Annotated in this window: 22 protein-coding genes; 5 read left to right on the top strand and 17 right to left on the bottom strand. The window is 39.9% G+C overall.

The features are described 5' to 3' along the window. Window positions 1–193: 193 nt before the first annotated feature. Both FD16_RS03070 and yicI read right to left on the bottom strand, forming a co-directional pair. Window positions 194–1,384, bottom strand: coding sequence for an ROK family protein (locus FD16_RS03070; RefSeq protein WP_010621560.1), 1,191 nt, complete (start codon window positions 1,382–1,384; stop codon window positions 194–196). A 240-nt stretch (window positions 1,385–1,624) separates the two neighbouring features. Beyond that, window positions 1,625–3,892, bottom strand: a complete 2,268-nt coding sequence (yicI, locus tag FD16_RS03065; RefSeq protein WP_010621559.1) for an alpha-xylosidase — start codon at window positions 3,890–3,892, stop codon at window positions 1,625–1,627. Between the two features lie 241 nt (window positions 3,893–4,133). Between yicI and FD16_RS03060 the strand changes: the two genes are divergently transcribed. After that, window positions 4,134–5,285 carry an ROK family transcriptional regulator gene (locus tag FD16_RS03060; protein ID WP_010621558.1) on the top strand — a complete coding sequence of 384 codons (1,152 nt, stop codon included), beginning with the start codon at window positions 4,134–4,136 and terminating at the stop codon, window positions 5,283–5,285. On the opposite strand, the gene FD16_RS03055 is transcribed toward FD16_RS03060, so the two are convergent. Continuing rightward, window positions 5,282–6,733 (bottom strand): 6-phospho-beta-glucosidase, encoded by a 1,452-nt coding sequence (locus FD16_RS03055; protein WP_010621557.1) that lies wholly within the window; start codon window positions 6,731–6,733, stop codon window positions 5,282–5,284. The genes FD16_RS03060 and FD16_RS03055 overlap by 4 nt on opposite strands. 117 nt (window positions 6,734–6,850) lie before the next feature. On the opposite strand from FD16_RS03055, the gene FD16_RS03050 reads away from it, so the two are divergent. Together FD16_RS03050 and FD16_RS03045 are read left to right on the top strand one after the other, a co-directional pair. Further along, complete coding sequence (locus tag FD16_RS03050) at window positions 6,851–7,567, top strand: GntR family transcriptional regulator (protein WP_010621556.1); 717 nt, start codon at window positions 6,851–6,853, stop codon at window positions 7,565–7,567. Continuing rightward, entirely contained in the window at window positions 7,564–8,451 is an 888-nt protein-coding gene (locus FD16_RS03045; protein WP_010621555.1) for an ROK family protein, read from the top strand. Before FD16_RS03050 ends, FD16_RS03045 begins: the two co-directional genes overlap by 4 nt. A gap of 226 nt (window positions 8,452–8,677) precedes the next feature. Here the strand turns inward: FD16_RS03045 and FD16_RS03040 are convergent, their stop codons facing one another. The 5 genes from FD16_RS03040 to FD16_RS03020 form a co-directional block, all read right to left on the bottom strand. Next, complete coding sequence (locus tag FD16_RS03040; protein WP_010621554.1) at window positions 8,678–10,099, bottom strand: MFS transporter; 1,422 nt, start codon at window positions 10,097–10,099, stop codon at window positions 8,678–8,680. Between the two features lie 464 nt (window positions 10,100–10,563). Further along, complete coding sequence (gene rbsK / locus FD16_RS03035) at window positions 10,564–11,487, bottom strand: ribokinase (RefSeq protein ID WP_010621553.1); 924 nt, start codon at window positions 11,485–11,487, stop codon at window positions 10,564–10,566. Window positions 11,488–11,518: 31 nt separating this feature from the next. Continuing rightward, a complete protein-coding gene (gene rbsR, locus FD16_RS03030) occupies window positions 11,519–12,514 on the bottom strand; it encodes a ribose utilization transcriptional repressor RbsR (protein ID WP_010621552.1) in 996 nt (331 codons plus the stop codon). A gap of 76 nt (window positions 12,515–12,590) precedes the next feature. After that, on the bottom strand, window positions 12,591–13,046 hold the full coding sequence (locus FD16_RS03025) for a universal stress protein (RefSeq protein ID WP_010621551.1): 456 nt from the start codon (window positions 13,044–13,046) through the stop codon (window positions 12,591–12,593). A gap of 172 nt (window positions 13,047–13,218) precedes the next feature. Beyond that, complete coding sequence (locus FD16_RS03020; RefSeq protein ID WP_010621550.1) at window positions 13,219–14,580, bottom strand: sugar porter family MFS transporter; 1,362 nt, start codon at window positions 14,578–14,580, stop codon at window positions 13,219–13,221. A 236-nt stretch (window positions 14,581–14,816) separates the two neighbouring features. Here FD16_RS03020 and FD16_RS03015 point away from each other — a divergent pair, with 236 nt between their 5' ends. Continuing rightward, complete coding sequence (locus FD16_RS03015) at window positions 14,817–15,839, top strand: aldose epimerase family protein (protein WP_010621549.1); 1,023 nt, start codon at window positions 14,817–14,819, stop codon at window positions 15,837–15,839. A gap of 120 nt (window positions 15,840–15,959) precedes the next feature. Further along, a complete protein-coding gene (locus FD16_RS03010) occupies window positions 15,960–16,922 on the top strand; it encodes an asparaginase (RefSeq protein ID WP_010621548.1) in 963 nt (320 codons plus the stop codon). Window positions 16,923–17,139: 217 nt separating this feature from the next. Here the strand turns inward: FD16_RS03010 and FD16_RS03005 are convergent, their stop codons facing one another. From FD16_RS03005 to FD16_RS02965, 9 genes are all read right to left on the bottom strand, one after another. Next, window positions 17,140–17,802, bottom strand: coding sequence for an amino acid ABC transporter permease (locus tag FD16_RS03005; RefSeq protein ID WP_010621547.1), 663 nt, complete (start codon window positions 17,800–17,802; stop codon window positions 17,140–17,142). Window positions 17,803–17,819: 17 nt separating this feature from the next. Continuing rightward, entirely contained in the window at window positions 17,820–18,458 is a 639-nt protein-coding gene (locus FD16_RS03000) for an amino acid ABC transporter permease (RefSeq protein WP_010621546.1), read from the bottom strand. Next, the gene (locus tag FD16_RS02995) at window positions 18,458–19,294 is read right to left on the bottom strand and encodes a transporter substrate-binding domain-containing protein (RefSeq protein WP_010621545.1); all 837 of its coding nucleotides are present in this window, start codon (window positions 19,292–19,294) and stop codon (window positions 18,458–18,460) included. Before FD16_RS02995 ends, FD16_RS03000 begins: the two co-directional genes overlap by 1 nt. Before the next feature lie 13 nt (window positions 19,295–19,307). Then, the gene (locus tag FD16_RS02990; protein ID WP_029508321.1) at window positions 19,308–20,051 is read right to left on the bottom strand and encodes an amino acid ABC transporter ATP-binding protein; all 744 of its coding nucleotides are present in this window, start codon (window positions 20,049–20,051) and stop codon (window positions 19,308–19,310) included. Window positions 20,052–20,384: 333 nt separating this feature from the next. Further along, window positions 20,385–21,572: an aminotransferase class I/II-fold pyridoxal phosphate-dependent enzyme gene (locus FD16_RS02985; protein ID WP_010621543.1), complete on the bottom strand. Its 1,188-nt coding sequence runs from the start codon at window positions 21,570–21,572 to the stop codon at window positions 20,385–20,387. A gap of 74 nt (window positions 21,573–21,646) precedes the next feature. Next, window positions 21,647–22,465: a DUF6681 family protein gene (locus FD16_RS02980; RefSeq protein ID WP_010621542.1), complete on the bottom strand. Its 819-nt coding sequence runs from the start codon at window positions 22,463–22,465 to the stop codon at window positions 21,647–21,649. 18 nt (window positions 22,466–22,483) lie between these two features. After that, complete coding sequence (locus FD16_RS02975) at window positions 22,484–22,906, bottom strand: hypothetical protein (protein ID WP_010621541.1); 423 nt, start codon at window positions 22,904–22,906, stop codon at window positions 22,484–22,486. A gap of 155 nt (window positions 22,907–23,061) precedes the next feature. Beyond that, on the bottom strand, window positions 23,062–23,511 hold the full coding sequence (locus FD16_RS02970; RefSeq protein ID WP_010621540.1) for a Fur family transcriptional regulator: 450 nt from the start codon (window positions 23,509–23,511) through the stop codon (window positions 23,062–23,064). An 88-nt stretch (window positions 23,512–23,599) separates the two neighbouring features. After that, window positions 23,600–24,154: a guanylate kinase gene (locus FD16_RS02965; RefSeq protein ID WP_010621539.1), complete on the bottom strand. Its 555-nt coding sequence runs from the start codon at window positions 24,152–24,154 to the stop codon at window positions 23,600–23,602. Window positions 24,155–24,163: the final 9 nt, after the last annotated feature.

Genomic DNA, 24,163 nt, shown 5'->3' with positions numbered 1-24,163 from the left:
AGAGTGAAGAGCAGATCGTTAAGATGCCAGAATATAAGCCACTAATCACGATATCCTGAACTTTAGGATATTGTGATTAGTGGCTTATATGTCAGGCGTCTGATCTGCTCTTCACGTTTTATCTAAAAAAATACAGTGGTAGGAAAATCCCAGAGAAACGCTCCAGCCAAATCCAACCATTCGTCCAAAAAAATTACTCAATAATCCCGGCAGCATTCAGATCAAAATTAAACTTCAACTGCTGTCCAGACATTTTCAAAGCTAAATGGGTCACTGAAGAACAGCCCCCAAGCAATGATGCATACTTAGCTCCTCGTAACATGCGAATATCTGTGTTCCCATTTTCTGGCAACAAGTTGTACTGATTATTAATCATTGGTAGTAACTGATCAATTGTCTCAATTAAGTTCGAACTTAAATAAATCGTGTCTGGATTATAACTGACTGCCGCATTATAGACAATCATCGTAATGTAGTCACGAAAATCATCGATGGCCTTCACGACTACTTTATCTCCATCTGAATACATTTGAGCAACGTCATCAAAGTCTAACTCATCAAGTTTCTTCTCATTCTTAATCAAATCAATAATGGCATCTTGAGACGCATAATTTTCAATTTTTTCAACTCGCCCAGGTTCAGCAAAAACTGTTGGATAAATTGCACGACCAATTTCACCGGCCTCGCCCTTTTCACCGCGATAGATTTGATGATTAATAATAATGCCAGCACCAATCCCTTTGTGAATACTGATGACCACAATATTGTTCATATTGTGTTCCTCATCATGAGAAAAATCACGTTGAAACACAGCAACTAGGTTGGCTTCATTATCGACAACGATTGGAACAGTGAACGTAGCGGTTAACCGTTCGTAAATTGATACATCTTCCATATCAATAAATGGTGAATAAGTAACTTGGTTTTGATAAACAATCCCGTGAACGGCGACTGAAATTCCCAGTAGCCCATTCACAGTATCGGGATTCTTAAAGTTATTCACGGATTCAATAATCAAATCAAGAACTTGATTAATGTTGTACCCAGCGGTTTCAAACCGCGTGTACTGAAACGCCGTGCCGTCCAAATAATTGGCCATCATATCCAAATGACGGAACCCAATATCAAAATTAAGCGTATAACCATATTTTTGGTTTACCTTAATCATCACCGGTTTACGACCGCCAACTTGAGTACTTTGCCCCTGTCCCATTTCCATGACTAGTTGGCGATCACTTAAGTCGTTGAAAATGGCCGATACAGTGGACTTGTTGAGCTTTAAGTTTCGTGAAATTTGGATACGTGAAATTGGCCCTTCGACAAAAATTTGTCTCAAGACCGACTTTTCATTTAAATCACGAATACTCTGCTTATTTAGTGCCATTTTCTGTGTCCTCATTTCAATAAATTGTTGCATACTATCTATTGTAGATTATAGCATAGCAATTACTGTCGTAAACGCTTTCCCGCCCATTATCAGTCGGAAATAACATCATTCAATTACCATAAAACGCACAAAAGGATCCGAAAAAAGCTTTCGGATCCCCGTACGATAGTATTTCTAATAAACAAACTAACAGATTGCCCACGTTATTGATTAACCGTTAATTTATTTTTTTGACGACTATAGTGAAAATTCACCAATCTTACCATCAATAATCTTACCGTCATCGTGCACTGAAACCTTAACATCCCCGCTTAGGCCGTCAGCACTAACAATAAAGTTATCTCCATCACGTGTGACAGTTACCTTTGCAGCATCGTTACCATGATTATCCACAACTTTTTGTTCGGTTGTCCCTTGAGCCATGTTGTAAAGGTATATTGTGACGTCCTTAGTGTAATCGTAATCAGCATGTTCTGCTTTTTCGTTACGAACAAGGATACTGTTTTCACGAGCTAACAGAGGTAAGTTGAGATGATCATAAGTACCTTCATACCAGTTACCACCTGCAGGAACATCGAAGAATTCTTCAGTCAAGACGTTGGTCCACTTACCAGCTGGCAAGTAGTACTTAGCTTCACCCTGATCGTTAAAGATTGGCGATACTAACAGCTTGCTACCAAGCATGTATTCTTTGTCGAGCGTGTAGGTGTTACGATCTTGACCATATTCTAGGAATACCGGACGCATTAATGGCGTACCAGTATTTGACGTGTTAACCGCTTCTGTGTAGAGATAAGGCATGATGGACAACTTAAAGTCAACAAACTTACGAGTAACATCAACCGCTTCGTCATCAAAGTTCCAAGGTACACGAGCTTCAATACTGCCATGATAACGACTGTGCGATGAAAGTAGGCCAAATTGAGTCCAGCGCTTGTAGATGTCAGGAGTGGCACTTTCTTCGAAACCACCAATATCGTGACTCCAGAAACCAAAACCTGAAAGTAAGAATGATAGTCCACCACGCAATGAGTCAGCCATTGAGTTGTAACGTGACAGGTTATCACCGCCCCAGTGAACTGGGAACTTCTGTGAACCAACAGTTGCTGAACGAGCAAATAATACAGCTTCATCCTCACCCTTTTCCTGCTTCAACAGGTCAAAGACTGTTTCGTTATATAGGTAGGTATAGTAGTTGTGAATTCGCTTTGGATCAGATCCATCATAATAAACGGCATCTTCGGTTGGAATTCTCTCACCAAAGTCGGTCTTGAAGCAGTCAACACCCATATCAAGCAGGCGCTTCAACTTACTTTGATACCACTTAACAGCATCTGGATTGGTGAAATCAACGATTCCTAATCCTGCTTGCCAAAGATCCCATTGCCAAACATTGCCATCCTTCCGTTTGATGAAGTAACCTTTTTGCTTAGCTTCTTCAAATAATGGTGATTTCTGACCAATGTATGAGTTAATCCAAACGCAGACTTTAACACCCTTATCATGAATTTTCTTAATTAGTCCCTCTGGATCTGGGAACATATCTTTATCCCATTCAAAGTTGCACCACTCAAAACCTTTTTGCCAGAAACAGTCGAAATGGAAGACATCCAACGGAATGTGACGTTCTTGCATTCCGTTAATGTAACCCATAACCGTCTTTTCACTGTAATCAGTGGTAAACGATGTTGAAAGCCAAAGGCCAAATGACCATGCAGGTGGTAATGTAACCTTACCAGTCAAACGTGTATAGCGGTTTAAAACTTCCTTTGGTGTTGGTCCGTAGATGATAAAGTATTCAATTGACTGTCCTTCGACACTGAATTGAACTTTATCAACATCTTCTGAACCAACTTCAAACGATACCGTTTCTGGTTGGTTAACAAACACACCATAACCATTACTGCTTAGATAGAATGGAATGTTCTTGTATGCCTGTTCACTACCAGTCCCACCGTCTTTTTGTTCAATATCAACGACTTGCCCATTTTTAACGAATGGGGTGAAACGTTCGCCTAATCCATAAATTAATTCATCAACACCGATTGATAATTTTTCACGCATGTAATGCTTTTTATCACCAGTGTCAGTAATTTCACCTTCTGATTTTGGTTCAGATTTAGTAACAGTTTTACCATCCGCTTCGAATTCAATACTGAAATCTTTGCGAACTGGCATTTTGGCTGTCAATGGACCAGATGCGAGTGAAATCTCATCATCACTCGTCTTAATATCAACATCAGGATTCTCGTCAGCTAACTCATAACTAGGCCCCTTTGGTAACTGGTCAAAGTGAATCAGCTTAACTCCAATAACCCCTTCAACTGGTGAAGACAATTTAACTGTTGTCATGCCCAAGTTGAGTTCATCGTTTCGTGTCTTAATTTTGTTATAAGGAGCGTAAGCAATTAATTGCTTACCATCAACCTTATAATCAAAAACCTCTTGTGGCGAATTAATCTGATACTGTGGCCGTGTAAGCCAATAACCATCTGTAAATTTCATCTGTGTATTCACCTCTCAAAATTTGTTTGAAAAGTATGTTTTCAAACTATGCTTACATGATACAATCTATATTAGTTAATGTCAACGCTTACATTTCTTTTTTTATTACATTGTGAGCCCTTTCATATCACCTATAATTAGGATATAATCCTGTTTAAGCAATCTATCACACTCAAAGTGATCCAGATAAAACGTGTGCATCAAATACAATAAACGAATTATTTTTTGGGGGAAAATAACTATGGTTATCAAAAAAGACACAATGAAAAACGCTAATAACCGTTCCGTTTTTCAGACAATTATTAATAAAGGCCCTATTTCTCGAAACCAAGTGTCTCAAGAATTAGGGCTGAATAAAGTTACGGTTTCCAATATTATTAACGATCTAATGAAGGAAAGCTACATTACAAGTATTGGCGAAGGCCAAAGCACGACCAGTGGCGGTCGTCGGCCTGAACTAGTGCAGCTGAACGCCTCTTTCGGGTTCGTTGTTAATCTCAATGTGACTAATGATCAAATTGAAATAATGTCCAACCAGTTTGACGGCCGAACGTTAGAATATAATGTTTTACAAACTAAGACACGCACACTGCAACAGCTGTACCAAAACATTGCTGCGGCGATCAAGGACTTACCTAGTTTTAAAACGATGAATGGGCTTTGTGGCATTTCCATTGCCATTCCCGGGTATGTAGAGCGTGGCAATATTATCGATTCACCGTTTCGCGCAGTTGGTAATTTTAATTTGCAAACTGCTTTGCAAGATGAATTTGACGTACCAGTCATTATTGAAAATGCTTCAAACCTATCAGTGGTTTTTGAACAAGACTTCAGTCAACAAGAACTCGTGAATATTATCTCCCTAACCGTTGGTAAAAAAATTGGCGCCGGCATTTTAATAAATCGTCAATTATACAAGGGCTACTTTGGTCGGGCCGGGGAAGTCGGTCAGATGATATTTACTGATGATGGTCAGTCAACACCTCTCGCCCAGTTAAAACCAATCGAAGAAGAATGGTCTGAGGAAAAGGTGCTAGCCCGTCTGGCTGGTGTGCTCGGCAAAAACTTCACCCTGAACGATATGGCTCGCGAATATCAGAATCAAAACCCCGAGGTAACAAAAATTTTAGACGATTTTTGTTACCATCTTTCATTAATCGTGAGTCATTTAATTATTTCTTTTGACCCCCAAATGATCTTTTTTAGTTCCGAAATCATTAATGAGCTACCAGATTTGTTGCGTGTAATTCAGTTAAATCTGTCATATATGCCACTCGTTCCACCATTGGTTTTTTCAAAAGATGTTCACTTTTCAGCATTGCTTGGCGGTTGTTCATTAGTGATTCATCACGTTTTGCACATGGAAAATATTCGTCTGATTCTTCATCACTAATAGCTTAGATCTTTGCCTCTTGAAGCAATTACTTTTTGATACCAGAAAAACGAATCTTTCTTAATGCGCCTACCGCTACCATGGCCCAAATCATCTTGATCAACATAAATCATGCCATATCTCTTCTTCATTTCTCCAGTACTAGCAGAAATCAGATCAATATGGCCCCACGGCGTGTAGCCAATAAGATCGATGCCATCTTCGACAACCGCTTTCTCCATTGATAAAATATGATCATGGAAATACTTAATGCGATAATCATCATGAACCTGACCATCATCAGTTAACTGATCATAAGCACCAAAACCATTTTCCACAATAAACTGTGGCTTGTGCCAGCGATCGTTCATCCAATTCATACCGTACCGAAGTCCGACAGGATCAATTTGCCATCCCCAGTCAGATTTTTCTAAGTATGGATTGTTTACTAAGTCGTGATCTTCATCAAATGTCAGTTCATTTGTCTGTCCTTTAGCCTCGGTAGCAAATGACATGTAATAACTAAAACCAATATAATCAACAACACCACTCTTCAAGGTTTGACGGTCTTCATCCGTTATATCAATTTCGTAATCATGACGTTTCCAGTAATTAAGAAGCCATTGTGGATATTCTCCCAGTGCCTGGACATCCCCAAAATAATAACGATATTCCATTGCTCGTTGGGCTTTTAAAATATCTTCCGGCTTTGCTGTTAATGGATAAATTGGGCACATGGCAACCATCGCGCCCACTTGTAATTGATCGTCAATTTGGTGTGCAATTGTTACCGCTTGGGCACTGGCTAAGAATTCATTATGCGCGGCTTGAAACATTGCTTCTTCCCAGTTATCATCGTCTTCAAGAATTAATCCTGAATTTTGCAATAGTGGATGTGGATCATGCCAATTAGTTTGGTTGTTAATTTCATTAAAGGTCATCCAATACTTTACTTGATTATGAAACCTTTCAAAACATACCTTGGCAAACCTTGTAAAGAATTCAATTAGTTTTTTATTGCGCCAACCGCCATATTCCTTAACCAGGTGATACGGCATCTCAAAATGGGACAACGTGACTACCGGTTGAATTCCATTTTTGTGACACTCATTAAATAAATCCTCATAGTACTTCAGCCCTGCTTCGTTTGGCTTAGTTTCATCACCATTTGGAAAGATTCGTGTCCAGGCGATTGAAGTTCTAAAGCAGTTCAACCCCATATCAGCAAATAACTTCAAATCACTAGGATATTGATGGTAAAAATCAATGCCCCAGTGATTGGGATACACTTGATCATCCTGGACTGTATCCGTCACAATTCGCGGATGATCCTTGCTACCCGCAGTCATCACATCTGCAATACTGACGCCCTTGCCGTCTTCTTGCCAAGCGCCTTCGAGCTGATGAGCCGCTACAGCCCCACCCCACAAAAAATCATCAGTTAATTGATATCCCTTTGTTTCTTTCATCAACCTTTGCCTCCATGCATTGAACCGTTTTCATTATGTGTTATTATAACTTGTAGGTACAAGTTTAGCAAGGCTGTTAAACTGTCAATTTCAAACTAAATACGGAGATGATCACCCATGTATCACCAAATCGCTGATGACATTATTAAACAAATCAGCCAAAAAAAATACACAGAAAAGCTTCCAAGTGAAGCTCAACTCATCGAACATTACCAGGTTAGTCGTAACACAATCCGTAAAGCAATTGATGAAGTATGCCAACAAGGACTCCTACGTCGTGTTAAGGGTAGTGGCTATTTTATCAACAAAATCACAATGAACGATGCACCAGTCGTGAACCTATCTTTGGGTGCCGGCCGAGCAATGCGAGAAGTCGATGGGCACCTTGCGTCCACCGTTCTCACAATTGATTCAGTTAAAGCGGATCAGTTTCGTGCAGACCATTTGCATGTTGAAGTTGGTGCCACACTGATTCATGTCGTGCGTGTTCGCCGCCTAAATGGTGCTCCATACTGCCTGGAAAACAGTTATTACGTCGCCCAATTCGTCCCTGAGATCACCGAAGAAGATGCTAATAATTCAATTTTTAAAGCCATTAACCAGCGCTATGGAATAACTGTAAATAACGCAGAAAACTATTTGAGTGTGTCTAATGTTAAACAGCATGTTGATGCTTTACCTGAGATTGACCTTGGTCAATCGTATCTGACGCTAACCCAGGTTAATTATTATGCCAATAATGTTGCTTTTAATTTCTCCACGACCCAATTTTTCAATCAAGATATGACATTTTACTTCCATTCATCTCAAACATTTGGAGGTGAGTCCAAATGAAGGCCATTGCCTTGATTGATATCGGAGGATCTTCAATTAAGTTTGGCTCTTGGGACGGTCATAATCTAACTAGATCGAATTCCGTAACCACTCCTTCAACCATTCATGCATTCTATCAAGTACTCACAGATCAAGTTAATTCATTAAAAGAGCATGCCGACATTGTTGGTGTCGCCATTAGCAGTCCTGGCGCTGTCAACAAACAGACTGGTCAAATTGAAGGATCCAGTGCTATCAAATACATTCATTTTTTTAATATTCAAAAGAAATTAGCAAAATTATTTGATTTACCTGTCACTATCGAAAACGACGCAAATTGTGCCGCCTTAGCTGAAGTCGCAGATGGGGCCGCACAAGGGCTTAATAACTTACTGTTCATCGTCATTGGGACTGGAATTGGTGGTGCCGTCATTGTGAACGGTCGAGTATGGCACGGTGCTCACCTATTTGGCGGCGAATTTGGATATATGATGGCGGATCAAGAACATATTCTAAGCGAACTTGCCTCACCAGTTAAGGTAGCCAAGAGATACACCGATCAAATTAATGATGGTCATCTGTACAATGGTAAAGAGGTACTAGAGTTGGCTGACCAAGGTGATTCGATTGCTAAAAAAGAGGTTAAAACCATGTACGATGCGTTAGGAAAAGCAATTTATAATCTCCAGTATAGCTTTGATCCTGAGGTGATCGTCTTAGGTGGCGCAATTTCTAACAATCAGGAATTAATTCCTAAGCTCACTGCATCCGTTGACGCTTGGCGCAAAAAAGCCAAAATATCGACAATCATGCCAACACTGGTCACTTGTCAATATACTGATGCTGCAAACTTAAGAGGAGCAGCGGTTGACTTTTTGACACAGTACAAGGATGCCCTAAAATAGAGTGTCAAAATAGACGGGTTGCTCCGTCTTAAATAAGGGACTAGATCGAGAACCCTGAACTTGGGTTCTTGATCTAGTTCCTTATTTAATGTGGAGCAGTCTATTTTGACACGTTTCAACAAAAAAAGTTGAAGTGTGAAATACTTTGTGAGCATTGTCATATAAAAAAAGCGAAGAATCTAGGTTTAAGAGCCCAAATTCCTCGCTATATTAATCATTCAATTAATTATTTTTCGTTTTCTGCAGCATCTTCGGCATTTTCACGAGCATGCTTGATAGCTAAATCGTTAAGCATTTGTTTTTCAACTTTATCAACCTTGTAGAACGCAAGAGATACAGCTGATAAACCAAACCCGATCAGTGGAACCCAAATGTAGTTCATTTCAATTCCGTGAAGAGCAGTAGCATCTTGAGTGTGGTTAGCAACATAACCAGTTGCAGAAAGGATCCAACCAGTGATGGCACCGCCAATACCCATACCTAACTTAGCACTGAAACTTGAGAATGAAGTAACAATTCCTTCAGCACGGACACCGTTCTTCCACTCACCATAGTCAACGGCATCGGCTAGCATAACGGCAATCAGACCTGAAACAAATCCAGTGCCCATGTAACCAACCAGAGTGGCAAAGATAATCATTCCGACACTCAAGTGTGTTGCGCCAACGCTCAATAGTAATTGACCAATAACAGCAAGGATCATCCCACCGAGCATAGTGTTACGTTTACCAATGGCCTTTGAAGTCATTGGTGTCAAGACAACGGCAACCAACGAAACAAGTTGCAAACTAAGAACTAGTGAAGCAAGTTGTGTGTTGTGCATGTTGTACTTGAAGAAGTACACAGTAACTTGAGAACGGCTTTGCATCCCCAACCAATAAATAAAGTTGATGAAAATGATAATTGCCCAAGGCCAGTTCCTCTTCAAAGCTTTCAAAGAAGTCTTAATTGGAATTGACTTACGTGAACTCTTTGTTTGCACACGTTCTTTAGTATTTTTGAACACAATTGCAAAAATGATGACCACTAGAATACCAATAATCAAGGCCCATAAGAACCAGCCACGTTTGCTGGTGGTTGAACCGCCACCAAGCAAGGCAACGGCGCCTAATGTAACACCGGTGATAATTGTGTTACCGGCAGTTCCCATGAATTGACGAATTGTCGAAAGTGTAACACGTTCCTGTGGATTGCTGGTTAATGATGGCAAAATCGATGTAATTGGAATATTGACGGCTGAGTAAGTAACATCAACACCAATATAAGTAATATATGCCCAAACCAGTTTACCAGTTAAACTAAGGTTTGGTGTGGTAAATACCAGCACACAGAACACTGCAAATGGGATTGAGAACCATAACCAGTACGGACGACTCTTTCCCCAGCGGGTATGAGTATGATCGATCATGATACCCCAGAATGGGCCATCAAACGCATCGATGATACGAGCAACTAAGAACAATGTCCCAACAGCGGCAGCACTGATACCAAAAGTATCAGTATAGAAGATCATTAAGTATGTGCCGACCATTTGGAAAGATAAGTTACAAGCAAAATCGCTTAAACTATATGAGAAACGTTCACCCCACGGAACCATATTTTTTGATTTCTCAGGCTGTGTTTCTGGTTGTGAAACATTTTGAGCCATAACAAGCACCTCTCTGAACAATAAATTAGGCAACCATAATAAATTCAATTTCCTAACTGAAATTATATTGTAATCGGTTTCATTCGTCAATATGTTTTTTACCTTTTTGACAGTATGAAAATGCTTGCTCATTTATGCGCTTTCATAAACTAATTGACAACATGTAGGTACATGTATTCAAAATTGTGTTATATAAGCACTTACAATGTATTTTGCATGACATTATTTGCGGTTTTTACCACTATTTTCATTTAAAAAAATTATGCAAATTTTTTCTTGTCTGTTGCTATTAGCTCATTAATAAGTTAAACGGTTAGGTAACTTTATTTACTAACCTACGTGTACAGGACAGCATAGTGCTTATCTAATCGGCCATAATTCACGCTAATCAGTTTGCTAACATTAGTCAAAAAACTAGAAGTCACCAAAAGGCGGCTTCTAGTTTAATATATAATTCAAATTTGCTAATTATTTTTAATTGCGTCTAAGACCTGAGACTCTGTGGGGATAGACGGAATGGCTCCCAAGGTTTGAACAGCAATCGAGCTTGCGCGTTGAGCATAGTCGACAGCATCAGGTAAATTAACCAAATTTGGTTGCAGTCTAGAGCACAGTGCACCAATAAAGGTGTCTCCCGCACCCGTTGTGTCTGTCGCTACAACTCGGTAAGCCGACATAAAATGATGACCTGCAGGTGTTGAGTAATATGCGCCACGATTACCAACAGTAATAATTACGTTATTAACTCCAAGTGTTTTAAAGGCTTTTGCACTAGCAATCATTGATGATTGATTAGTAACCTCAATGCCAGTCAGGCTCGCACTTTCTGTTTCGTTTGGCACGATTAAATCGGTATACTGTAATAATTTATGTTCAATAGTACTAGCTGGTGCAGGATTTAAAATGGTTGTTACACCAGCATCCTTGGCAATTTTAAACGCCTCAATGGAAGATAGTTGTGGTGTTTCAAATTGAGTGACCAAAAAATCAGCACTCTTAATCAAGTTTTGTGAACTGCGAATTTCGGTCTGATCAATTTTTTGATTGGCTCCACCGTACACTAAGATACTATTTTGACCGCTCCGATCAAGTAAAATAGCTGCACTCCCCGTGCCATCCTGATCTTCCGTGGCAATCGCGTTAATATTGATACCTTCTTTTGCCAAAATTGCCTTCATCATCGTGCCCTGTTGATCATCACCAACTTTACCAATAAAACTAGTTTGGGCACCGTTTCTGACGGCTGCCACTGCCTGATTGGCACCCTTGCCACCCGCGGAACTGCTCTTCTCGTCAAGATGCAGAGTTTCTCCTGGTTGCGGCATACGAGGAATTTTAAAAATCGTGTCGACATTTAAACTGCCTAGTACTACTACTTTGTTACCCATTTGAAACGCTCCTGTCTATTAATCCTTTTAACTATACATTAGCCGTACTGTCGCGAATAACTAAGTTTACAGGTAGGTGAATCGTTTTAACTTCCGCATTTGGATGCTGAATTCGGTCAACGAGCAGGTCAGTTGCTTGTTCCCCCATTTGCATAATTGGTTGATGAACTGTTGTTAATTTAGGTTGAACGTATTCATCGAGATCAATGTCATCATAGCCCATGATTGATAGATCTTGTGGCACTCGCAGATCCTTTTCACGCAAACCGCGGTACAAACCAATCGCCATCTCATCGTTAATAGCAAATATTGCGGTCGCATCTGTGGCTAAAACCTCATCAGTTGCCTCATATCCGCCCTGTTTGGTCATTGGTGAGTATATCACTGACACTTGTTTACCATCTTCTTTAAGTCGCTCCTGAAAGCCCTGAAGCCGTCTCACCAAGTTGTTAGTTGGTTCACTTGGCATCACCATTGTAAAGTGCTGGTGTCCAAGAGATAACAAATGATCTGCCGCAATACGACCACCATTAATATCATCGGTTTCAATTCGATCGCCATCAACGATTGTATTTTGATCCAACAGCAAGTAGGGAATGCGATTCCGTTTCAAAATCTGATCCAGTGCGTCATCAGTAATTGATGCACTGGCGATGATCAAACCGTCCGTTGCTCTTTCTACCAGCTGTTTCAGGTAATAGGTTTCTAATTTTTCATCGTGATTGGCGCTGAATACAAATGGCGTAAATTTAAGTTCTCGCGACTTTTTTTGAATTCCCTTAATAAACGTACTAAAAAATGGATTGCCAATATTTGGTACTAATACCCCAATTGTTTTCGAAGACTTCATTATTAAGTTCCGTGCGTTGAAGTCTGGGACATAATTCAATTCTTGTTGCAGCGTCAATACCTTTTGTCTTGTTTCATTACTGAAACGTTGTCCCTTGCCATTTAAAATTTGGGACACAGTTGTCACAGATACATTTGCCGCATTAGCCAAGTCTCGAATTGTCGCCTTTTTTGCCATCTTGCTTATCCTCCTAAGTTCATCCAACTCAGTATACCTGGCACATTCGGCAGATGGCAAGGTATAGCTTTATGATTTATTCAGTTCTTACGATTAGTACGTCTGTTTGAGTATGCTCAATAATATAACTAGCTGTTGACCCAATAATCATTTGTTCAACTCGATTCAGTCCTGTTGCACCAACTACTATTAAATCAGTTTGATACTTTTCTGGAATCGTCACCGCTAATTCTTTTTTAGCGCTACCGTGTGCCATCACCGCATCAACCTGCACGCCTTGCTCGCTAGCAAGTTGTTCACACTGGTTAAGAAACAAGACCAGTTGATGCTTAGCCTCAGTGATAACTGTCGGGCTCGTCTTATTAACCACTGAGCTGCCAAAACCCATGTTAGTGAACTTCGCATCATTTTGTACAGAGGCAATTAATAATTCAGCATGAAAATCTTTAGCAACTTGAATTGCTCTTTTCAATGCTTGCTTTGACTGTGAAGATCCATCAACACCTACTAAAATTTTACGATATTTTTCCATAGACGTCCCTCCTCTTTATTTTAATTATCTCTACAACTTTAGTTTATCAATAACTAATTGAAAACGCTACCAATTGGTAATAATTAGGGTTATTGAGATATCAACAAAAAAGGACACGATCCTTAAATGGTCGTGTCCTTCACTTTAGTTAATGCTTATCAACTTGTACATTCTAATCATTTTTAGCAGTTGAAGTAACACCAGCACGTTTGTCCAAGTATCCTTCGATCTGTTCCAGAGACTTGCCACGGGTTTCGAAGACCCCTGAGTGGACGAACCAAATGGCCAGTACACACAGGACTCCATAACCAACGAACAATGTTTCTGTACCAAGTGCAGCTAACAAAGTTGGGAATGTCAGAGAAACAATCATGTTAGCGCCCCAGTTAAAGGTACCACTGAGTCCAACACCCAAACCACGAATATTAAGTGGGAAGACTTCACCAATCATAACCCACATTACAGGGCCCCACGTTGCTGAGAAGAATGCAATGTAAACAGTTAAGGCAATCGCAGCGATATATGCAGCTGTCATTGAGTTATGTGAATAATGCATTGCAATCCCCAGTGTGAACAATGATGCAGCCATTCCTAGTGCACCAACGATCAACATGGTCTTACGGTTAACCTTATCCATAATCACAACAGCAACCGCAGTAACGATCACGTTAAAGATCCCAATGCCGATATGCGCAAGCAATGCCGCCGAAACCCCAAAACCAATATCAGTAAAAATTGTTGGAGCGTAATACAAAACTGTATTACATCCCATAATCTGTTGGAAAATAGCTAAACCAATACCAATAACTAAAGCAGGACGAGCAACTTTTGAAAACAGGTCACCCCAACCACCCATTTTAATTTTGGCCTTTTCTTCGATATCCGTTAATTCAGCCTGAACTTCATCCTGGTTCCGAAGTTGGCCAAGAACACCGCGAGCTTCATCAATCTTACCAATCCGCACTAAGAAACGAGGACTTTCTGGTAAGAAGATACCACCAATGAACAAAATAGCAGCAGGTACCGTTGCGGCACCAACCATCAAACGCCAGCCAATTGTATATCCTGACCAAGCGTAGTTAGTAACATATGCTAAGAAAATACCAGTCATAATCATTAATTGGTTTAAACTGGAAAGTGACCCACGCATGTCAGCAGGTGCAACCTCTGACAAATACATTGGCACCATTGTCGAAGCACCACCAACGGCAATTCCCAAAACAAACCGGAATAAGATTAATGACCAGAACCCAAGTGCAAGACCACACCCCAAGGCTCCAATAAAGAATATAACAGCCGAAGCCATTACCATTTTTCTTCGACCAAATTTGTCACCCAATGGTCCAATGATAATCGCACCAACTAACGCACCAGCAAGCACACCTGAAACAACCCAGCCTTGTTGCCAAGTTCCCAAGTTAAGCTGCTTTTGAATAAACAGGATTGCTCCTGAGATAACACCTGTATCATAACCGAATAAAATTCCGCCCAACGCACCAAAGAAGTAGATAAATCCTCTAGATACTTTATGCATGATACAACTCCTCACTTTGCAAGAATTTTTTTGATTGCGCACGGTATACTTAGATAATGGCTAGTTTGTTTATGTGCTCAACCAACTTGCAAGCATGATTATATACGTAAGCTCATTCTTTTGCAAGCGTTTTCTTAAATATTTTTAATAACGTTTTCATTGTTTAGTTTACAGGCAAAGCGTGCTAAAATCATCTTAACGGTAAAAATGGCAATAAATTTCTGGAGGCAATATTGATGAACATTTCTAAACATGCATTTGGTGAGTATGAAGGAAAAACTGTTGATGAATACACATTAACAAATGATAACGGTATTAGCATTTCGGTAATTACATTTGCCGGTCTCTGGCGTTCATATACAGATGGCAAAACCAACCTGCTGTTGAATTCCGCAGACTTAGAGAACTACACAAACAACCCATTTTTCGCTGGTCGAATCGTCGGTCGAATTGGCGGTCGATTAAAAGATGGTAAGTTTACTTTGAACGGCAAGGAGTACCAAGTCGATCAAAACGAAGGCAACAACAATCTGCACGGTGGTTCAAATGGATTTTCATTCCAAATTTGGGACGCACAAACTAGTCAAGATGCTAATGGAGTTTCATTAACATTGACTAAGACATTCACACCAGAAATGGATAAGTTCCCAGGTAAGATGCCTACAAAGGTGACTTACACTCTATCGAATGATAATTCGGTCACAATTGACTTCACTGCAACTAGTGATGCTGACACATTATTTAATCCGACTAGTCATGCATATTGGAATCTGGCAGATGAAGGTACAGACAATATCTTGTTCCACACCTTCCAGGCTAACGCTGACCAACATTTGGAATTCGATGATGAAAAGATTCCTACTGGCAATCTCTTAGATACAGCCGGTACACCATTTGATTTCAGCAAGCCAACACTGTTGAAGGATGCAATTGATGGCATGCAAAATACTACCGAAAAGGGATTTGATGATCTGCTTGTTGTTAAGCCTAGTGCTACGGATTCTGTGGCAACACTTAGTGATCCAGCCAGTGGCCGCTCACTCAAGATCTATTCGGAACGCAATGGATTAGTTATCTTCACGGCTAACTCATTTGACGATTCAATGACTTATAACCGTGGCGTTGCCCATCCTTATGAGGCTGTGGCTCTTGAAGCACAAACACTTTCAGATACACCTCATCACCCTAACTTTGGGGACGTAACTTTGCCAGCTGGAGAAACTAAATCTTATAAGATTCGTTTTGAAGGAACATTTTAATCTCTACAATTAATTAATCTGCACAGTCCAGTAGCTGTGCGGATTTTTTTATTTGATTGACAAAATATTGAGTTGCGGAGAAAATGGGATAGTTATCTTACAAGATGGAAGTGAATTTACGTGACAAAGTTATTAATCATTCATACCGGCGGAACTATTTCAATGCATACTGATGAAAATGGAAGCGTTGAAAAATCAGATCATAATCCGTTACTCACATTAATTGGCAATCAATCAAACGGCGTGACAATTGATCAAGAGGAACTATTTAACGAACCTTCTCCACACATGACACCAGCAAAAATGCTACAAATCAGCAACAAAATTAACGCTGTTGGTCAAAAATACGATGGCATTGTTGTCACACATGGTACCGATACACTTGAAGAAACTGCCTACTTTTTAGATTTAACAACCGATGTAGCTTGTCCAGTGGCTGTGACTGGTGCAATGCGATCCACAGATCAAATCGGCGCCGATGGAATCTCAAACATTCGGGCTGCTTTAACCGCGGTACTATCACCATTAGCACATGGACAAGGTGTAATGGTAGTCCTGGACCAACAAATTCATGCAGCTCGATATGTAACTAAATCAAATACCACCAGCTTGAGCACATTTAAAAGTCCTGAAATTGGCCCACTCGGAGAGATTATCGGTAGTAGTGCGTTCTTCTACAGCAACGTTACTAGGGATCAAACACTGAATATTGATCATCTCGCCACTGGTTTTTATATGTTCAAGGCATATGCGGGTATGGACGATTCTATCATTAACTTACTTGATATTACCACCACTCACGGTATTGTCATTGAAGGCATGGGAGCTGGTAACCTCCCCCCTAAAGTCGCTGAAGCACTTCAGCGATTCATCGATGCTGATATACCAGTAATTCTTGTGTCACGTTGTTATAGCGGTCAGGCGGTGCCTGTGTACGCCTATGATGGCGGCGGTGTGCAACTAGTTAAACACGGATTCATTATTAGTCGATATCTGAATGGTCAAAAAGCCTTGATCAGACTGCGTGTTGGGGTGAGTGCCGAGTTAAGGGGTAAGGAATTAGCAGATTATTTAAGGAATTAATGCTATTTAATTTTTTAACCTGAGCAGTGTTGAAGGGCAACAGTAATCAATTTAATGTTACTGTTGCCTCTTCTTTAATTTTGATAGTCGAAATGAGCTACGCCAAGCAAGCATCCATGATATTAACATAAAAAGAGGGTCATGCGTTCACAGTTCGAACGCATGACCCTCTTTTTATGTTAATATCACAATGCCTGAACGCTTGGCTACGCTCTCTCTATTTTGAGTACGACATTCTCTTCTCAAAGTAACGTGCAATGAGAGATAATGCATAACATACTACAAAGTATAGTACAGCTAACGCCACGAACATTGGGATGATGTAGTTTGTATTCTGACCGTAAATGATTTGAGCATGATACATCATTTCTGGTAACACAATGATCGTTGCCAACGATGTATCCTTAACCAGCGAAATAAACTGACTTACCAACGCTGGAATCATATTACGTAATGCTTGCGGTAAAATAATGATTCTCAATCCCTGCCAGTACGAAAGACCATTTGATAATGCTCCTTCCATCTGACCTGAATCGACCGCCATAATGCCTGACCGAACAATTTCCGCAATCATCATTGATTCGAACACCGTCATTGCTAAAATTGCTGCTTCAATAATTGCTGGTTTGAATCCTAGGTTTGGCAAACCAAAGTAAGTAAAGAAGATAATGATCAGCAATGGTAGATTACGAATCAGATCAATAATAAAGCCAATAATTGCCGAAACGTATTTGATGTTAGCATATCTAATAACACCTAAGATCGTACCAAAAATGAAACTAAGAATAATCGAAGCAACTGAAACTTCAACCGTTACCCATAACCCTTGAAGCAGGTAGTGGATATTGGTCCATGAATATGCATTAATAAAATTTTGCACGGTTTCCATCTACCTCCTTAGGCTAATTTCTTTTCAAGATGACGCATGTAATAACTTAATGGCATGGTAATAACCAAATACAAAACCGCCACAATGAAATAAGATGGCATTGTTTGAAGTGTATTATTAGCAATCATGTTACCTTGATACATCAAATCAAAACCGGCCACGAAGGCTAGCACTGATGAGTTCTTAACCAAGTTAATAAATTGGTTACCTAACGGTGGGATAACGATTTTAAATGCTTGTGGCAAAATAATAAATCGCATCGATTGCCAGAAAGTTAAACCATTTGATAACGCACCTTCCATTTGACCAGACTCTACTGACTGAATTCCTGATCGAACAGTTTCAGCGATAAAGGCTGAAGTATAGATTGTTAGGCCAATCGTGCCGGCAGTGAAGCCGTTAATCTTAGTAACGTATAATGGTATAACAACAAAGAAGAACATGGTAATAACCAGCAATGGAATATTTCTGAAAATTTCCACATAGACGTGACCGATAATTCGCATGACTCGATTAGGCATAATTTCAAAAATCGCAAACAACGATCCAATAATTAAACTGAAGAACAGTGCAATCACACTGCACAATATTGTGTGCCACAAGCCGGTTAACAGCAGTGGCCATTGGGTTGCAACAATATGGGCCATTAGCGCATCATCTCCTTATAGTTAAGTCCTGGAACATTACTGAACCACTTCTTCAAGATCTTGTTGTAGGTTCCATCTTTTTCAACCGCAGTAAGGGCCTTATTCAAACGATTACGGAAGTTCTTTTGTCCCTTGTTAACTGCAATCCCGTAAGGCTCTTTGGTAAATGAGCCCCCGACAACAACATAACCTGGGTTTTCAACTGACATACCATATAAAATACCGTTATCAGTAGTCAGTGCATCCCCCTGTCCAGATTTAAGGGCTGTAAATGCTTGAGCGTAATCTGATAGCTGAAGCACTCGAGCCTTAGGTGCGAACTTGCCGATGTTTTCAACGGAGTTTGACCCAGTAACACCCAGAACGACCTTGCCAGACTTGTTAAGATCGTAAACGTTCTTAATTGGGCTACCTTTTTTAACTAAAATTGCTTGGCCGGCATCAAAGTATGAACGAGTGAAATCAACTTGTTTTGCACGCTGAGGTGTAATCGTCATAGTTGCCATAATTGCATCAATATTGCCGTTACGTAACAGTGGCATCCGTGTTTGACTTGTCACAGGTACAAAGACGGCCTTACCGTTTTTACCTAGAATTTCTTTAGTTAGTGCTTTGGCGAGGTCAATTTCGAAACCTTCAACCTTACCAGTTTTAACATTCATTAAACCAAACAGCTTGGTATCAGCCTTAACACCCCAAGTAATGGTATTAGACTTTTTATCAGCTTGTAATACGTCTCGTTTTGATAGAGCTGTTGATGATCCACAAGATGTCAATGTAATTAACATTAATGTCAGAACAGAGAACAGCCCCATGAAGCACCAAAATTTTTTCATGGCTGTTCCTCCCCTACTTGTGAACGATAATTTTACTTAAGAATTGACGAGCACGCTCGTTACTTGGTTGGCCGTCAAAGAATGTTTCCTTGCTATCGTCTTCAAGTATTTGTCCATCGGCCATGAAAATAACACGATCGCCCACTTCACGAGCAAATCCCATTTCATGAGTTACGACAAGCATCGTCATATCAGAGTCACGAGCAATATCCTTCATAACATTCAAAACATCATCAATCATTTCTGGGTCGAGTGCTGACGTTGGTTCATCAAACAACAGACACTTTGGACGCATCGCTAAACTACGAGCAATCGCAATTCGTTGTTGTTGACCACCAGAAAGTTGGCGAGGATAGCTGTCCGCTTTGCTTGCCAGCCCGACTTGATCTAAGAGTTTCATCGCAAAGTCGCGGTTTTCATCATCATCACGTTTGAGAACAACTTTTGGTGCTAACATGATGTTTTCTAGCACAGTTTTATTGGCGTAGAGGTTAAAGTGTTGGAAAACCATCCCCACGTTTTTTCGAATTTTATTTGGATCTGTCTTCTTGTCAGCTAGATCATAACCATTGACAATCAGCTTACCATCTTGGATTGGTTCCAATCCATTAATCGTTCTGATTAAGGTACTCTTACCAGAACCTGATGGCCCAATTAAAACAACAGTTTCACCCGCTTCAACGGTTAAATTAATGTCCTTCAGGGCGTGGAAATCACCATAATATTTTTGAACATCGTGAAATTCGATCATCGACATGCGAATCTCCTCCAATTTGTAAAATTTATATGAATATTAACTTAAGATTTCCGTTCTAATTTAATAAACATTAAGCTAAATTTTAATTCATTTTTTTGAACACGTCAAAATATAACGTTAAATAAAATATTTTTATTTTGAAAATAACTTTTAAATTGGTTAACGTAGCCTAACTTTATAGGAATAGGATATCAATAATTAATATTAGTTAGCTTTTAAATTTGTGGCTAACAAATTTTATTATAATTATTTAGTTAGCCAGTGTCAATCTTAACTAAATACATTATGAACAAAAAGAACCAAGACCTCTGTCCTAGTTCTTGCTAACAATATCTAATTTCCATACCGGTCATTCAGATAGTTTCGGATACGTTCCATCGCTGAATGCAATTGTGTCATCGAAGAAGCATAACTGATTCTGATATGATTGGCACCACCAGGTCCAAACGGCGAACCAGCAGCTACTGCAACCTTATTTCTGTATGCTAAATTATGACAAAATGAAGCTTCATCTTCGTCAAACCAATCTGGCAATTCACAGAATAAGTAAAATGCTCCTTGAGGTTTATCGACACCAAAACCCATACTCTTCATCTGATCATAACAATAATTACCGCGTTTTTCATATTCTTGCCGCATTTTTTGACCGTCATTTAGTCCATTTTCAAAAGCCTCCTGCGCTGCATCTTGAGCTACATAGGTTGCGGTCGTCACACTGAATTGATGTAGCTTAAACAAGTTATCTACAATCAGCTTAGGTGCACAAATCACACCAATGCGCCAGCCGGTCATTGCATGAGACTTGGAAACTCCGTTGATCAAAATTGTCTGTTCAGGTAAATATTCAGCCACCGATACATGAGGCTCTCCATAAGTCAGTTCACTGTATATTTCGTCTGAAATGACAAAGACGTCGTACTCGGCAAGCACTGCAGCAATTGCCCTTGTGTCTTCACGGCGGTAAGTAATTCCAGTTGGATTAGACGGAAAATTTAACACAACCGCCTTCACACTGTCTCCATATTCTTGCAACGTTTTTTTCAAGCGCGCCGGTGTCAGAACATAGTTATCCGCTGAAGTATCAATAAAAATTGGTTCTGCTCCCTGCATTCGTGCAATCGGAATATACATGGGCCAAATTGGAGTTGGAATAATGATCCTATCACCTTTATTAACTACGGAACCAATGGCCACCGAGATGGCCTCAGTAGCTCCTACCGTGACAATCACGTTATCTGGTTGATAGTTTAAGTTATACTTCTGATTCAGAAAATTGGCCGCCGCCTTGCGTAAGCCAGGAGTCCCAATTGACTGAGGATAATGTGAGTGATCCGCTCTAATACTTCTAATCGCGGCATTTTTGATATGTTCTGGTGTACTGAAATCAGGTTCACCAAGCGTTAGCTTAATAATTCCTGGGATATCAGAAACTTCTTGATCGAACGCTCGAATTGCTGATGGTTTAACATTCCTTAGATCCGTGCGCATTCGACCTAGCAATCGTTGTACTTTGTCACTCATATTGCAATCCCTCAATCTTTTATTAAAATTTGATTAGACTACAGTATATCAATTTCTCATCTTAAAATCAAATTTCAATCAGTGGTTTTGGTCTTGTAAGCTACCTTAACATTCAGGTCATATGGTTCTTCAGAAACAATTGTTGAGTCCGACCGACCGGCTATTTTGACTGGTCCCCCGGAAATGAACACATTGGCCAAATACAATTTATAATTTTTTCTAGCCGTGCTTACTTCGGTCAGTCCAACACTGGTAATATGCCCAACTGCTAATCGTTCCATTTGGTTAATCCCAACGTAAATTTCCAGCCGTGCTCCGGTTGGTACCAGTTCAAAGTATGGAATTGGTTGTTCAGGCCTAAGTGCTGGAATTGCTTCTCCAGTTTCGCGATTTTGCGAAATAATTTCACTTTCGCTCATGCCATTGTAGTCATTCAACAATACCTCAGCTTCGATCATTTGTTTAACTACGCGCTTAAGGTTAGCCTTCTCATGTTCATTCGTAACCACATCTGCTGGCAATATTTGATCATCAGTAAAAAGTCCATTCGCTGGAATCACTGGCGCTGTATTTTGAACATTATTTTCTTGTTGTAGATCTTCTTTTCTTGGCCCACCCATTAATTTTTCAATTTTTGGGGAAATATCAAATTTACTACGTTTATTTGTAAAATAATAAATGATATTGAGCACAGAAAAATAGAAAATGAGGATGAACACAATTGTATACAACGATCCTCGCAATAATTTACCATTTTGAAGTAGTCGGATCGCAACGTACAGCAAATACCACTGCCCGACAAAGCCAATCACAGTGTAAAGCCGATTTTTAAGTTTCACATTAAGGTTAAAATAACCCAATGAATGGTTAATCATATCTAACAGACTAAGCATGAATTATTCCCCCTTAATTTAATTACTTTCAGAATCATCCGTTGTTGTCGTAGTAGTCGTTGGTGTTGAACTCGTTGTGGTTGTTGATGAACTAGATGCTTTTGTCGTATCATCCGCAGTTGAATTATCGTTGCTGGTTGCATTACTGGTTGAATTTTCATCTGTTGAAGTTGAATTAGCATCTGACGTCTTTGTTGCACTAGACTCATCTGTTGAAGACGACATATCACTACTGCTCTCACTAGGCTTATCATCCTTACTCGATGAATCACTACTTGATAGTGATGATTTGGATGACGTAGTGCTCGATGAGGTACTCGTGATGGCCGCCCCTTCATTAGTATGTGTTGTTTTGTTAACAACAATGTTTGTTGCCCCTAAGGCAAGAACAATCGAAACAATTGCAAAAGGTGTCATAAATGGTGGTGTACGATAGGCCATAGGTTATTCTCCTCTTATATTTTCCTAACAATATATTAACTCAGAATATTGAACTTTAATACGCTGAGATTATTAAGATTTATCAAAGTCACATTAATTTTTTATAATAAAAAAGCGGCCTTTCAGCGATCTCCATTTGTAAGGAGCGCATTAGGTCACTTGCTATCATTCTTAGCAGCACGACATTCGGCACATAGTCCCACCAGTTCAAATCTGTGACCGGTAATTTCCGCACCTGGTAGTTGGCTTTCAAAAAAAGACATATCAATTGGGCACATCTGAATTTCAGTTACCCGACCGCAATTTTGACAAACAAAGTGGTGATGGTGCTGATTAGCATAATCACACTGATATTTAACTTGCATTTGGTCATTTTCAATATGAGTCTCAACAATGCCGATTTCTTCAAATTCTTTGAGGTTACGGTAAATTGTATTGTGACTCATGCCTGGATACAATTGTCTTAAATATGAATCAATTTTTGTGATGTCCACGTAACGCTCCCGATGTGTAGATAAAAAGCCAATCAAGGATTTACGTTGTTTCGTCAATTTATAGTGGTTATCTTGTAGTATTTCTAGTGCTTGTGCAGTTGTTGTTTCCATTGGGGATTCGCCTCGTTCAATCCGTGATAATCTTTATAACTGTCATATTAACATAGACCAATGTTTAACCCAAACAAAGTGTGTTGTGTCAATGCTCTAATGATTTAACTAATTTATCAAGTTCCATCTTAGTTTTCTCCCAATCGTCGTTAACGATCACATTAGCAATGTCACTAAGTTGATCTGGCAGTGTCAGATCTCGATGGTACTCAGCACTGGCGATTCTCTGTTTGACCGCTGTCTTTAAGTCTCCACGCTGAGCTAATCGTCGCACCAAAGAATGCCGCTTAGTCACAGTTAGAAACAACACCACTGCTTTTTCACCAAGTGTTTTCCGATAAGTCTGTGCACCCTTTGTGTCTAGCACGATCGTTGCTAATTCACTATGTGCCCATGCTTTCTCAAGTCCCTCATATGACGATCCGTACAAATTATGATCGTACTCAACCTGTTCAAGCAAGTGCAACCGATCCATTGATTCGCGAGTTTCAAAATAGTAATCCACTCCATTAACTTCACCGTCACGTGGTTTTCTAGTCGTATGCGTGATTACTCGTGGTATATGATACGTTTCATTGAGATACCCACTCACCGTCGTCTTTCCCGATCCTGCTGCACCGGTGACGATTAATACATGCTTCATCAGTCTTCT

It is taken from the genome of Paucilactobacillus suebicus DSM 5007 = KCTC 3549, from assembly GCF_001434475.1.
In the GTDB taxonomy this organism is placed as follows: Bacteria; Bacillota; Bacilli; order Lactobacillales; family Lactobacillaceae; genus Paucilactobacillus; species Paucilactobacillus suebicus.
Note: the sequence above shows the minus strand (reverse complement) of the source record. Positions and strands in the feature narration are given on the sequence as shown.

What these genes read in the sequence shown, in the direction of transcription:
- FD16_RS02980 (WP_010621542.1), bottom strand. Translation starts at nt 22,465, where the DNA reads ATGCTTAGTCTGTTAGATATGATTAACCATTCATTGGGTTATTTTAAC.
- FD16_RS02975 (WP_010621541.1), bottom strand. Translation starts at nt 22,906, where the DNA reads ATGGCCTATCGTACACCACCATTTATGACACCTTTTGCAATTGTTTCG.
- FD16_RS03050 (WP_010621556.1), top strand. Translation starts at nt 6,851, where the DNA reads ATGTATCACCAAATCGCTGATGACATTATTAAACAAATCAGCCAAAAA.
- FD16_RS03040 (WP_010621554.1), bottom strand. Translation starts at nt 10,099, where the DNA reads ATGGCTCAAAATGTTTCACAACCAGAAACACAGCCTGAGAAATCAAAA.
- FD16_RS02990 (WP_029508321.1), bottom strand. Translation starts at nt 20,051, where the DNA reads ATGTCGATGATCGAATTTCACGATGTTCAAAAATATTATGGTGATTTC.
- rbsK (WP_010621553.1), bottom strand. Translation starts at nt 11,487, where the DNA reads ATGGGTAACAAAGTAGTAGTACTAGGCAGTTTAAATGTCGACACGATT.
- FD16_RS03015 (WP_010621549.1), top strand. Translation starts at nt 14,817, where the DNA reads ATGAACATTTCTAAACATGCATTTGGTGAGTATGAAGGAAAAACTGTT.
- FD16_RS03045 (WP_010621555.1), top strand. Translation starts at nt 7,564, where the DNA reads ATGAAGGCCATTGCCTTGATTGATATCGGAGGATCTTCAATTAAGTTT.
- FD16_RS03060 (WP_010621558.1), top strand. Translation starts at nt 4,134, where the DNA reads ATGGTTATCAAAAAAGACACAATGAAAAACGCTAATAACCGTTCCGTT.
- FD16_RS03055 (WP_010621557.1), bottom strand. Translation starts at nt 6,733, where the DNA reads ATGAAAGAAACAAAGGGATATCAATTAACTGATGATTTTTTGTGGGGT.
- FD16_RS02995 (WP_010621545.1), bottom strand. Translation starts at nt 19,294, where the DNA reads ATGAAAAAATTTTGGTGCTTCATGGGGCTGTTCTCTGTTCTGACATTA.
- yicI (WP_010621559.1), bottom strand. Translation starts at nt 3,892, where the DNA reads ATGAAATTTACAGATGGTTATTGGCTTACACGGCCACAGTATCAGATT.
- FD16_RS03025 (WP_010621551.1), bottom strand. Translation starts at nt 13,046, where the DNA reads ATGGAAAAATATCGTAAAATTTTAGTAGGTGTTGATGGATCTTCACAG.
- FD16_RS03070 (WP_010621560.1), bottom strand. Translation starts at nt 1,384, where the DNA reads ATGGCACTAAATAAGCAGAGTATTCGTGATTTAAATGAAAAGTCGGTC.
- FD16_RS03020 (WP_010621550.1), bottom strand. Translation starts at nt 14,580, where the DNA reads ATGCATAAAGTATCTAGAGGATTTATCTACTTCTTTGGTGCGTTGGGC.
- FD16_RS02985 (WP_010621543.1), bottom strand. Translation starts at nt 21,572, where the DNA reads ATGAGTGACAAAGTACAACGATTGCTAGGTCGAATGCGCACGGATCTA.
- rbsR (WP_010621552.1), bottom strand. Translation starts at nt 12,514, where the DNA reads ATGGCAAAAAAGGCGACAATTCGAGACTTGGCTAATGCGGCAAATGTA.
- FD16_RS02970 (WP_010621540.1), bottom strand. Translation starts at nt 23,511, where the DNA reads ATGGAAACAACAACTGCACAAGCACTAGAAATACTACAAGATAACCAC.
- FD16_RS02965 (WP_010621539.1), bottom strand. Translation starts at nt 24,154, where the DNA reads ATGAAGCATGTATTAATCGTCACCGGTGCAGCAGGATCGGGAAAGACG.
- FD16_RS03000 (WP_010621546.1), bottom strand. Translation starts at nt 18,458, where the DNA reads ATGGCCCATATTGTTGCAACCCAATGGCCACTGCTGTTAACCGGCTTG.